The 12,210-nt window shown below is 40.1% G+C and carries 11 protein-coding genes and 1 pseudogene; 10 read left to right on the forward strand and 2 right to left on the reverse strand.

Features of this window, described 5'->3' with window-relative positions; genetic code table 11:
* The first annotated feature begins 2 nt into the window (after positions 1 to 2).
* From ACST15_RS10095 to ACST15_RS10120, 6 genes and pseudogenes are all read left to right on the forward strand, one after another.
* The gene (locus tag ACST15_RS10095) at positions 3 to 353 is read left to right on the forward strand and encodes a helix-turn-helix domain-containing protein (RefSeq protein WP_459454533.1); all 351 of its coding nucleotides are present in this window, start codon (positions 3 to 5) and stop codon (positions 351 to 353) included.
* Between the two features lie 38 nt (positions 354 to 391).
* Entirely contained in the window at positions 392 to 1,363 is a 972-nt protein-coding gene (gene hemB / locus ACST15_RS10100) for a porphobilinogen synthase (RefSeq protein WP_459454534.1), read from the forward strand.
* Between the two features lie 3 nt (positions 1,364 to 1,366).
* Positions 1,367 to 2,533, forward strand: a complete 1,167-nt coding sequence (locus tag ACST15_RS10105; protein ID WP_459454535.1) for an AIR synthase related protein — start codon at positions 1,367 to 1,369, stop codon at positions 2,531 to 2,533.
* A gap of 126 nt (positions 2,534 to 2,659) precedes the next feature.
* Entirely contained in the window at positions 2,660 to 2,974 is a 315-nt protein-coding gene (gene rplU / locus ACST15_RS10110; protein WP_129027216.1) for a 50S ribosomal protein L21, read from the forward strand.
* Between the two features lie 39 nt (positions 2,975 to 3,013).
* Positions 3,014 to 3,271 (forward strand): annotated as a pseudogene (gene rpmA, locus ACST15_RS10115) (50S ribosomal protein L27); the annotation flags it as partial.
* 259 nt (positions 3,272 to 3,530) lie between these two features.
* Positions 3,531 to 4,121, forward strand: coding sequence for a NifU family protein (locus ACST15_RS10120; RefSeq protein ID WP_459454536.1), 591 nt, complete (start codon positions 3,531 to 3,533; stop codon positions 4,119 to 4,121).
* Positions 4,122 to 4,190: 69 nt separating this feature from the next.
* Here ACST15_RS10120 and ACST15_RS10125 read toward each other — a convergent pair whose 3' ends face one another.
* Both ACST15_RS10125 and tpiA read right to left on the reverse strand, forming a co-directional pair.
* On the reverse strand, positions 4,191 to 4,868 hold the full coding sequence (locus tag ACST15_RS10125) for an HAD family hydrolase (protein ID WP_459454537.1): 678 nt from the start codon (positions 4,866 to 4,868) through the stop codon (positions 4,191 to 4,193).
* Between the two features lie 92 nt (positions 4,869 to 4,960).
* Positions 4,961 to 5,722 carry a triose-phosphate isomerase gene (gene tpiA / locus ACST15_RS10130; protein WP_459454538.1) on the reverse strand — a complete coding sequence of 254 codons (762 nt, stop codon included), beginning with the start codon at positions 5,720 to 5,722 and terminating at the stop codon, positions 4,961 to 4,963.
* Between the two features lie 140 nt (positions 5,723 to 5,862).
* Here tpiA and ACST15_RS10135 point away from each other — a divergent pair, with 140 nt between their 5' ends.
* The 4 genes from ACST15_RS10135 to ACST15_RS10150 are packed head-to-tail and all read left to right on the forward strand — an operon-like array spanning position 5,863 to position 12,132.
* Entirely contained in the window at positions 5,863 to 9,003 is a 3,141-nt protein-coding gene (locus tag ACST15_RS10135; RefSeq protein ID WP_459454539.1) for a glycoside hydrolase family 3 N-terminal domain-containing protein, read from the forward strand.
* Between the two features lie 4 nt (positions 9,004 to 9,007).
* Positions 9,008 to 9,895, forward strand: a complete 888-nt coding sequence (locus ACST15_RS10140) for a TIGR01777 family oxidoreductase (RefSeq protein ID WP_459454540.1) — start codon at positions 9,008 to 9,010, stop codon at positions 9,893 to 9,895.
* 1 nt (position 9,896) lies between these two features.
* Positions 9,897 to 10,478, forward strand: coding sequence for an LOG family protein (locus ACST15_RS10145; protein ID WP_459454541.1), 582 nt, complete (start codon positions 9,897 to 9,899; stop codon positions 10,476 to 10,478).
* Positions 10,435 to 12,132 (forward strand): OmpA family protein, encoded by a 1,698-nt coding sequence (locus ACST15_RS10150; RefSeq protein WP_459454542.1) that lies wholly within the window; start codon positions 10,435 to 10,437, stop codon positions 12,130 to 12,132. Before ACST15_RS10145 ends, ACST15_RS10150 begins: the two co-directional genes overlap by 44 nt.
* The last annotated feature ends 78 nt before the right edge of the window (positions 12,133 to 12,210 follow it).

The raw sequence follows: 12,210 nt of genomic DNA on the forward strand, positions 1-12,210 counted from the left end.
CGATGAAAGACTTCGCAAAAAGCATTCGAAAAATTAGATCAGATAAGGGATATAGCCAAGATTATGTGGCGATGAAATTGAATATATCTACTTCCTCATATTCTAAAATTGAGCGGGGTCAGACAGATCCGAATTTATCAAGGATGAAGCAAATTGCGGAGGTCTTGGAGTTTGATTTAGGAGAAATCTTAATGGAAAAGCCTGCATTGACCATTGGCAATACGAATGATGTAAATCCCGGTGAGGCTTACAGTTTTGTTATGCGGAAGGAATTTGATGAATCATTGCGACTAATTCTGGAATTACAAAAGAAGATTAGCGAGTTGAGTGCAAAATTGGAGCAACGGGGTTAATATTTATTCTGTAACTTTGCAGCTTAATTGGATCAATCATGTTGCAAAGACCTCGTAGAAATCGTCAAAGTGCCGTAATCCGTTCCATGGTAGAGGAAAATCGATTATCTGTTAAAGATATGATGTTTCCGCTATTTGTCATGGAAGGTCAGAAAACTCAAACAGAGATCTCTTCCATGCCGGGAATATACCGGTTTACATTAGACTTGTTGTTAGCGGAAATTGAATCCTGTGTCAAACTAGGTATTCAGTCCTTTGCTTTATTTCCTCAAATCCCGGAATCCAAAAAGGATTCTATGGCAAGTGAGAGTTATAAAAAGGGGAATATTTACACCGAATCCATTTATCAAATCAGTCAACGGTTTCCTGAAATCAGCTTATTGACTGACGTGGCGATGGATCCATATAGTTCAGATGGGCATGATGGAATTGTTCAAGAAGGTCAAATTCTGAATGATGAGACATTGCCCGTTTTAGCTAAGATGGCCATAGCCCAAGCGCAGGCGGGCAGTAAACTAATCGGTCCATCGGATATGATGGATGGAAGAGTTGGGTTTTTGCGTCAGGCTTTGGATGAAGCGGGTTTTTCACAAGTGGGCATTATGGCTTATACGGCAAAATACGCTTCGGCATTTTATGGGCCATTTAGGGATGCTTTGGAGTCTGCGCCAAAATTTGGGGATAAAAAGACGTATCAAATGAACCCTGCGAACCGTAGGGAGGCATTGATTGAAGCGGAATTAGATGAAATGGAAGGGGCGGATTTTTTAATGGTAAAGCCAGCTTTAGCTTATTTAGATATTATTTCCTTATTGAAGGAAAACAGTCATTTACCCATTGCAGCCTACAATGTATCAGGTGAATATGCCATGGTTAAAGCGGCGGCCCAAAATGGTTGGATTGATGGTGAAAAAGCGATGTTGGAGAGTTTGTTGTCCATCAAACGAGCGGGAGCTCAAGTCATATTAACCTATTTTGCCAAAGAGTTTGCACAATTAAAATTAGCGTAACCTATGTCCTCAGAACGTTATTTACAAAGAGGGGTTTCTGCATCAAAGGATGATGTACACAAGGCAATATCTACCTTGGATAAAGGATTGTTTCCTCAAGCATTTTGCAAAATTTCTCCTGATATGTTGGGTGGAGATGAGGCATATTGCAATATCATGCATGCTGATGGAGCGGGTACCAAATCTTCATTAGCCTATTTATATTGGAAAGAAACGGGTGATTTATCGGTTTGGAGAGGGATTGCACAGGACGCCGTGGTGATGAATACAGATGACCTTATTTGTGTGGGTGCAACGGATCATATGTTGTTGTCAAGTACGATTGGTCGAAATAAAAATCTAATTCCGGGAGAGGTTATTTCTGAGATTATTCAAGGAACAGAAGAGGTCCTTCAGATGTTGCGAGAGAATGGAATTGGTATTTATAGTACGGGAGGAGAAACAGCTGATGTCGGTGATTTGGTGAGAACAATCATTGTAGATAGTACCGTAGTGGCCAGATTAAAACGTTCGGATGTGGTTTCAAATGAGCATATTCAAGCGGGAGATGTCATTATTGGTTTGGCATCAGATGGCCAAGCAAGCTATGAAAAAATGTATAATGGAGGGATGGGAAGCAATGGGTTGACTTCTGCCCGCCATGATGTTTTGGGACATTATTTAGCGGGTCAATACCCAGAAAGCTTTGATCCCCAGGTTCCTCGCGATTTAGTTTATTCTGGTTCGAGAAGATTAGAAGAAGCGGTGGAAGGAACGCCACTGAATGTTGGTCAGTTAATCCTGTCTCCAACAAGAACCTATGCGCCCGTGGTAAAGGCAATTTTAGAGGAATTACGTCCGCATTTACATGGTATGGTGCATTGTTCAGGTGGAGCACAAACTAAAGTGATGCATTTTGTGGATAAGGTTCATATCATTAAGGATCAATTGTTTCCTGTGCCGCCTTTGTTTGAGATGATTCAAAAAGAAAGCGGTACTAGTTACCAAGAAATGTACCAAGTGTTCAACATGGGCCATCGTTTAGAAATTTATGTGAATCCGATATATGCTGACCAGATAATACGGATTTCTCAAAGCTTTGGAATTCCGGCTCAAATTATTGGTCGAGTGGAATCCTCAGAAAAAAAGAAACTAAGTATTCGGAGTGAATTCGGTGAGTTTGTGTATTAATCACAATTAAATCAAGGGCTTACTTGCAAGTTTGCCAATAACTTTTTATATTTGCACCCCCATTTAAAAGGCTTTTGAAAGGTATTCCTAGCCTCGTGGGATTGTTTCACTTAAATACATAAAAGAATGTACGCAATCGTAGAAATTGCCGGGCAGCAGTTTAAAGTAGAAAAAGACCGTTCCGTTTATACCCACCGTTTGGCGGGCGAGGAAGGCGCTGCACTGGTTTTCGACAAGGTATTACTTGTTGACAAAGACGGAGATGTGACCGTTGGAGCCCCTACAGTAGAGGGAGCTAAAATCACAGGAAAAATTGTAGCTCACGTTCGTGGCGAGAAAGTCTTGGTTTTCAAGAAGAAGCGTAGAAAGAGTTACCAAAAAATGAATGGTCACCGTCAAGATTTGACGAAGGTTTTGATCGAGTCAATTTCTTTAAAATAATTGTTTAATCAACGTTTTATACGTTTAACATAATACAACATGGCACATAAAAAAGGGGCCGGATCATCCAAAAACGGTCGCGAATCGCATAGTAAACGACTTGGCGTTAAGTTATTTGGTGGCCAAGCAGTTATCGCAGGTAACATTATTGTTCGTCAAAGAGGAACAGCTCACAATGCAGGATTAAATGTAGGTGTAGGAAAGGATCATACTTTATTTGCTTTGTCTGATGGTGTTGTAACCTTCAAAAAAGGATTTAAAGGTCGTTCTTTTGTTCACGTTTTGCCAATAGCTGCTAGCGCAGTGGCGGCAGATAAGCCAGCGGTTGCGAAAGCTCCAGCCAAGAAAGCGGCTCCAGCTCCTAAAGCTGAAGTTGCTGCGGAAGCCCTAGTAGAAGCTGCTCCAAAAGCAAAGAAAGCACCAGCAAAGAAAGCAGCTCCAGCAGCTGAGTAATTTGTCTGATTGATAAAAAAAGAACCTGGTGTTTTCACATCAGGTTTTTTTATGCGTTTGAAACCAAAAAGGACCTACCTTTGTTGAGTTAAATAAAAATTCTATGCTGAATTCACATATACATATATACACGGAGTCAACACCCAATCCACAATCCATGAAATTTGTTTTCAATGTGGAATTATTGCCTGATGGGATGTCTTTTGATTATACTCAACCAGCCGATGGCTTAACAAAGGAGAAAAATTCGCCTTTAGCAGTTGCCCTATTTGGTTTTGATTTTGTAAAGCGTGTATTTATCACCAGTAATTTCGTGACCTTAACAAAGGCGGAGCATGTATTGTGGGAAGATGAGCTTTTCGGCATCAAGCAATTTTTGAAAAAGTATTTTGAAGAGAAAAGACCCGTATTCAGTTTGCCTGAAAGTGCCATTTCAGAATCTGATGCCGATGAATCAGAGGTCATTGCCAAAATTAAGGAAGTCCTAGAGCAATATGTAAAGCCAGCTGTAGAGTCCGACGGAGGAGCTATTTCATTCTATTCCTTTAATGAGGAGTCGGGTCAAGTGAAGGTATTATTGCAAGGGTCTTGCTCGGGTTGTCCCTCTTCTACCATGACCTTAAAGGCTGGAATTGAGGCGTTGATGACACGAATGGTGCCTCAAGTGAAGGAAGTAGTTGCTGAAGGAGTTTAATCAGTTTCTTGGACAAGAAAATAAGAGGATATTCGTTAACCTTGACAGCGTTTAAAACGCTGGCAAGGTTTAGAAAAAATCTAAAATTTGAAGCATTTCATTCACTTCTCGGAAATTTTCATGAACGATTTGATGTGAAACTTGCTCGTGTGCCCAAGTAGTATGAAAAGGAACATGAATACCGTGCCCACCAATTTCAAGAACAGGCAAAATATCGGATTTTAATGAATTGCCTATCATTAAGAATTCATGTGTTTGAATATCTAAATGATTAATAAGTTTTAAATAATCATGCTCTCTTTTGTTGGACATGATTTCAATGTGATGGAAGTATTTCTCTAATCCAGATTTGGCCAATTTTCTTTCTTGATCTAGCAAATCCCCTTTTGTTGCAACCACCAACCGGTATTTATGTGATAATTGCGCTAAAACTTCTTCTACTCCAGGTAAAATTTCAATAGGCTTATGAATTAGTTCCTTTCCAATGGATAGTATACGTTCTATTCCATCCAATCCTATTGTTCCTTTAGAAATTCGAGTGGCTGTTTCAATCATTGACAACATAAACCCCTTGACGCCATAGCCATAGGTATCCAAATTGTCCATTTCCGTTTTAAAAAGCTCTTGAGAAGTGCTATGAATTGGCAGAAAATTTTCCATCATTTCACAGAAGCGTTGTTCAGCCTCACTGAAATAGGGTTCATTAACCCATAATGTATCATCCGCATCAAAAGCGATAACTTTCATAAATCAGTTTCTTGGACAAGAAAATCGAGAGATAATCGTTAACCTTGACAGCGTTTAAAACGCTGGCAAGGTTTAGAAAAAAAAACAAATTTTTAGAATGATTTCGCAATGGTGATAAAATCGCCTGCTTTTAACGAAGCACCACCGATCAATCCACCATCCACATCTGCACATGCGAATAATTCAGCCGCGTTTTGTGCGTTGCAACTTCCGCCGTAAAGAATAGAACAAGCATCCGCTACAGCTTTGCCGTATTTTCCAGCAATATGCTGACGTAAATAAGCATGCATTTCTTGAGCCTGAGCTGAAGATGCCGTCAAACCCGTTCCAATAGCCCAGATTGGCTCATACGCAATAACTACTTGACCAAAGGCCTCTGCATTTAAATGGAACAAGCTTTCCGTTAATTGTTGTGCCACAAAGGCTAAAAAATCACCTCCTTCGCGTAATTCAAGGCTTTCTCCACAACAAAAAATAGGAGTTAATTTATTCTCTAATGCAGCATCTACTTTTGCCGCTAATTGAGCATTACTTTCTTGGAAATATTGTCTACGTTCTGAGTGACCTAAAATAACATAAGGTACACCGGCAGAAGCTAACATAGAAGCAGAAATTTCTCCCGTGTAAGCACCCGATGCTTTTTCATGGCAATTTTGTGCCGATAAAGACAAATTGGCAATGCCTTCTGTCGCTTTATTTACTTCTGATATAAATAATGCCGGAGGCGCCATAATCACCTGTACGCTAGCAGGTACTTCTGATTTTACTAATTCCGCTACTTCTGCAGCTAGTGCAACAGCTTCTGATGCTGTTTTATTCATTTTCCAGTTTCCTGCAACAATCTTTTTTCTCATACGTTCATCTTTTTTGGTGTGCGAAATTACAATTCCTTTCTGGCTTAAGAAAAATTACTACGAAAAATCAATCCCAAAGCCCCAAAGATTCAGGCTTTTGCCGTATTTTCACAAATGGTATTTACAAATTCGACCTTTCCATGAAACTTCAAAACAAAGCGACAAGTACAAGTCTTCTGTTCATATTTTTCCTTTTCATTGTTTCCTCTACTTGGGCACAGTCCAGTTTATTTCCTCATTCCAAACAGAAATGGGTAGACTCCGTCTTTGCCTCCTTAAGTTTAGATCAAAAAATAGGCCAAGTATTAATGCCTCGGGGAAATGCTGGACCCATCTATGATACAGCCCGATTAAATTCCATCGTTAGAGATTATCACGTGGGCGGCTTTGTGTTTTTTGCTGGTTACCCTACCCATCAAGCTAGATTGGTTAATAAGCTACAAGCCATGTCCAAAGTGCCGCTTTTCATCGGTATGGATTTAGAATGGGGTTTAAATATGCGCTTGGACTCAACTGTCCGCTATCCTTACCAAATGACGCTTGGAGCCATGCAAGGAAATGACGCATTGATTGAAAAAATGGGATTCCAAATAGCGCAGCAATGTAAAAGAATGGGAGTTCACATTAATTATGCTCCCGTGGTGGATGTGAATAATAACCCCAATAATCCGGTCATCAATTTCCGTTCTTTTGGGGAAGATAGAGACCTGGTCACGCAAAAGGCCTTAGCTTATATGCGAGGTCTTCAAAAAGGGGGAATTATAACCTCGGCCAAACATTTCCCAGGACATGGTGATACCGGGACAGATTCTCATTACGATTTGCCTTTATTGGGTCATAGCCGTAGTCGATTGGATAGTTTGGAACTATTTCCTTACCGTGAATTGATCCAAAAAGGCTTACAGGGGGTCATGGTCGGACATTTGAGCATTCCTTCCTTAGACACTACCGCTAGCTTGGCTTCTACGCTTTCAAAACCCATCGTGAAAGGTTTGTTACGAGATGAATTGAAATTTGAAGGATTAGTATTTACCGATGCCATGGATATGAAAGGAGCTACCAAAATGTTTCCTGAAGGAACGGCCAACGTAAAAGCTATTTTAGCAGGGAATGATATTTTAGAAACTTTTGTGGATGTTCCTTCAGCATTTAATGCCATCAAAAAAGCTATTAGCACAGGAGAATTAACCGAAGAAGATTTGAATTTCCGCGTCAAGAAAATTTTGAATGCCAAAGCTTGGGCGGGTTTAGATCAATATCAACCCATTACTATTGAGAATTTAGTGGAAGATTTGAATCCCATTCATTCGGAAGTATTGAATAAACAGTTGGCTGAAAAGACAGCTACGGTATTGAAAAATACTGACAACCTCATTCCTCTGCGAAATTTACATCAATTAAAGGTGGCAACCCTAGCCATTGGCAAGGCAAATTATGGAAGTACATTCCCTACGGAGTTCCAAAAAATGGCACAAAACTACATGGAAATGGATCATTTTTATTTGGATGAAACCAGTGCCGATACTACGATAAGCAATACGCAAGGGAAATTGAATGCTTATGACCTAGTACTTTTAGGTATTCATGGTACATCCATTCGTCCTGCCAATAACTATAGCCTTAAAGCTCCCATAAAAAGCCTAGTTGATCGTTTTATTACCAATAAAACAGTTGTAGTTCATTTAGGAAATGCTTTTACTTTGAATAAGTTTGATTCTTTGCAGAAAGCTGCGGCTTTGATTACCATGTACCAAGATGGCATTGCTCAACAAGAAGTAGCGGCTGAAATCATATTTGGTGGTTTGCCAGCCTCTGGGAAGTTTCCGGTGACACTCAATGCCAAATATGTTCGTGGTATGGGTATTTCTACTCCTACCTTAGCTCGTTTGCAATATAATGTATTACCTGAGGCAGTAGGCTTGTCAGGAAAATACCTACAAAAGAATGTGGATTCATTGGCCAAATTGGCTATTCAAGTTAAAGGGGCCCCTGGGGTTGTTGTTTTAATTGCCAAAGAGGGAAAAGTGATTTACCACAAAGCCTTTGGAAATCAAACCTATGAATCTTCCACCCCATTACGTAAATCGGATATTTTTGATTTAGCATCCATAACTAAAATATCTACATCTATTCCCGCCTTAATGAAATGGGAAGATGAAGGCAAGTTTTCGCTTCAAGAAGGTATGGCTGCTTTGATTCCCGATTTAAAAGCATCGAATAAATCAAATTTGAAATACATCGATGTCTTAACTCATCAAGCTAGATTAAGAGCATGGATTCCTTTTTGGCAGGAATATGTAGACAGTACTGACATGATTTTTCATAGCAAAAAGTTTAATGAGCGGTTTGCCAAAAAAGAGATGAAAACGACCGTGGTGGAGAAGTTTATAACTAAGACTCAAGGGGAAGATCGGGTGAAGGCCTTGATTAAATCGCAGCTTAAAATGCTATGGGATAGTTGTGTTGATATTAAATCTGAGGCAACACGCTGGAAACCTAAAACGATTTCCTATCAATATTCGGAAGAATATCCTGTAAAGATTACAGATAATTTATGGGCACATGCCAGTTTATCTACTCAGCTATTTAATGCCATTAAAAATTCCCCTTTGAGAGACAAGAAAGAATATGTGTATTCAGATCTTTCTTATTACTATTTACCAAAGGTTTCTCCGCGTATGTCGGGCAAAGAATGGACTGAATTTTTATCCGATACATTTTATAAACCACTGGGCGCTAGCACCTTGGTTTACCAAGCCGATAAACATTTCCCTTTGGACAGAATAGTACCTACCGAATATGACTCCTTGTTTAGAAAAACCCTCATTCATGGAAAGGTGCACGACGAAGGTGCGGCTCTTTTAGATGGAATTAGTGGGCATGCAGGCTTATTTGGTAATGCAAATGACCTAGCGAAATTGATGCAAATGTATTTGCAAAAGGGATATTATGGTGGCCAACAGTTCATCAAGGATGAAACCATGAGAACCTGGACATCATATCCTTTTTCTATAGATGAAAATTCGAGAAGAGGAATAGGTTTTGATAAACCAGATCGCAGAAAACCGGGTATTTCAGCCGCTGCATCAGCTAGTGCGGAAAGCTTCGGCCATTCCGGATTTACCGGAACCTATACCTGGATAGATCCGGCCCATGATTTAGTTTATGTCTTTTTATCGAATCGTGTTTATCCAACCCGAAATAATAGTAAGATTAGCGACTTGAATATTCGTACGGGCATCAATGAGGTAATTTATCAAGCTATTAAGAAAGGAAATTAATTCGATGAAAATACTGATCACAGGAGGTACCGGTTTTATTGGGCAAGCATTGCAAAAGCAGTTGCGGGAAAGTGGTCATCAGGTAGTCATTTTATCTCGCCGAGGCGGAGATTTTCATTGGAATCCTGCCAAGGGAGAAATGGAGAGTAGCGCTTTGGTCGGAGTGGACGCTATTATTCATTTGGCTGGAGCCGGAATTGCGGAAAAGCGCTGGACAGATGCAAGAAAAGAAGAGTTAATTCAATCTCGGGTACAGAGCTCTCGATTATTATATCAAATGCTTAAAAAGCATCCAAATCAAGTTCAAACGCTTATTTCTGCCTCTGGTATAGGCTATTATGGAGCGGATACAGGTGAGAAATTATGTGAGGAAAATACCGAACCAGGCCATGATTTTATTTCACAATGCACGCAAGCATGGGAAGGAAGTTTGGACGGAATAGAGGCCATAGGTATTCGAGTGGTTAAATTCCGAATAGGCCTAGTGATGGGTAATGGTGGAGGAATTTTGCCAGTTTTGCAAAAACCAATTCGTTGGTTTGTTGGAGCTGATATTGGAACAGGAAAGCAGTGGCAATCTTGGATTCACTTACAAGATTTGATAGGCATGTTTATGTGGGCCTTACAAAAAAAATCGATGCAAGGAGTGTATAATGCCGTAGCCCCTGAACCTCTTCGTCAGTCTGAATTGAATAAATTATTGGCTCATGCCATGCATAGGCCCTTATTTTTACCGGCTGTTCCTGCTTTTGCTTTACGATTGCTTTTAGGGGAAATGGCCGTTTTAGTTACAGGAGGAAATTTAGTTTCTTCGAATCGGATACAGAAAGAAGCGGGTTTTTCGTTTAGATTTGTACGATTTTCAGAAGCCCTAAAGGATTTAATCCCTTAATATGTCAAAAAAAATATTGATTTACTGTGGTTCTTCGAAGGGTAATAATCCCGTGTATGAAGAAGAAGTTAAACGTTTAGCCCAAGAACTTAAAAAGCACGATTGCACCATTATTTTTGGTGCAGGTAGCGTAGGTTTAATGGGGGTGATGGCGGATGAATACCTTCGATTAGGTGGTGAGGTAATAGGAGTTATTCCTTCTTTTATGGAACCTTGGGAAGTCAAGCATTTAGGCATTCAGACCTGCCATGTGACGGAATCCATGCATGAAAGAAAGCAATTGATGGCTGAATTGGCCGATGGGGTTATCGCCATGCCAGGCGGATTTGGTACTTTTGATGAATTATTTGAAATGTTAACTTGGAAGCAGTTGGACTTACACCAAATGCCCATTGCTATCTTCAATACCGCAGGATATTATGACTTATTGTTGCAACAATTGCAGCATATGATTCACGAAGGCTTTTTAAAGGAGCGAAATTTGACTGCTTTGCATGTGGAATCGGATGCGACAAAACTGGCCGATTGGATGATGGAATATGTGCCAGAGAAGATGGAAAAGAAATGGATATATCGCGCATAATGCCGCATTGAGGATGATGAAATATGTGATTTTTTTCTTTTTGTTCCTTGGGTTTTTGGACAGCCAAGCCCAAAAATTGCCGGAAAACTTAGGTTCTGCCATTAATTCGGATTACTCGGAATTGAATCCGGTCATGGCTCCCGATGGAAAGACCTTGTTTTTTGGAAGAAAAAATCATCCATCCAATAAATATGGTACAGCAGGTTCAGAAACGGTAGCGGGCTCGCAGGATATTTGGTATAGTGAACGAATCGGGGATGTTTGGAGTACCGCCAAAAGAATGCCCGATGTACTTAATCGCGACCAATACAATACGATTTTGTCGATTTCTCCTGACGGGCAAACCATTTTATTGAAAGGGGCTTATGTACAGGGGAATTATGAAACACGAGGCTTTTCTATTTCCAAAAAGACATTGAATTCTTGGTCCATACCGGAAAAATTAGATATTCCTAATTATGAAAAACTGAGTCGGGGGAAAAATGAATATGCTTATTTGACCATGGATGGCAAGGCGCTTTTGTTAGCTTTTTCTGAAAAAAAGAATTCCGACCGGGATGATTTATATGTGAGTTTTTTGAATGATGGCAAATGGACTGAACCGAAAAATTTGGGTAAATCCATCAATACCGATTTTTCGGAAACAACGCCCTTTTTAGCGGCAGATGGGAAAACCTTATATTTCTCTTCGGATAGGCCAGGTGGACAGGGAAGTCAAGATATTTATATGTCCAAACGGTTGGATAATAGTTGGACGAATTGGCGTACGCCTATCAACTTGGGAGGACCCATCAATACAGAAGAATACGACGCCTATTATAGCTTGTCAGCTAAAGGGGATTATGCCTATTTTTTATCCTCCAAAGCCTCATTGGGTAAAAAAGACATCTTTCGGATTGCGATAGAAGCAGAACCTGAGGTTCCAGCTCCAGTTAAGCCAGTTGATTCAAAAGTGGAGGATAAACCTATACTGGCTCAACAAGATGTTAAAGGTAGTCCGCGATCGGTATCTAGCGAGCAATCAGAGGCCGTTGTTTTAGTCTCTGGTCGAGTTTTGGACCCTCAGACAGGTAAGGTGCCAGATGAGACAAATATCAGCTATGAGGATTTAAAAACGGGCAAAACCATTGGTATTGCTAAACCCGATCCTAAGACGGGTTTGTATAAATTAGTATTACCTTATGGAGTTAATTATGGTATTACTGCCAAAGCCAAAGGATTTTTACCTAGTTCTATCAACATCGATTTAAGCAAATTACGTGGACGTTATCTGGAATTGGATGAGCGTGACTTAGTAATGGCTCCAATAGCCAAAGGTTCCAGCATGACGATTAATAACTTGTTCTTTGAAACGGGTAAAGCGACTTTGACACCTGAATCTGATCCGGAATTGAAGCGCATTGTTCAGGTAATGCAAGAAAATGCCTCTTTACAAATTGAAATATCAGGACATACGGATAATACGGGTTCTGACGAGTTAAATAATAAATTATCACAAGATCGCGCTGACGCGGTTAAAAACTACTTGTTGAACGCAGGGGTTAAGTCGGACCGAATAAGAACCAAGGGCTATGGTAAAACGAAACCTAAGGCAGACAATACTACAGACGAAGGCCGACAAATGAACCGTCGTGTGGAATTTGCTATTTTGTAATGATCAATAGGATTTGCTCAATTCCTATTCCATGCTTGAACATGCCTTATGGGCTCTGGGAAAGGTGAAATCAATAAA

Source organism: Aquirufa sp. Wall-65K1 (assembly GCF_054558475.1).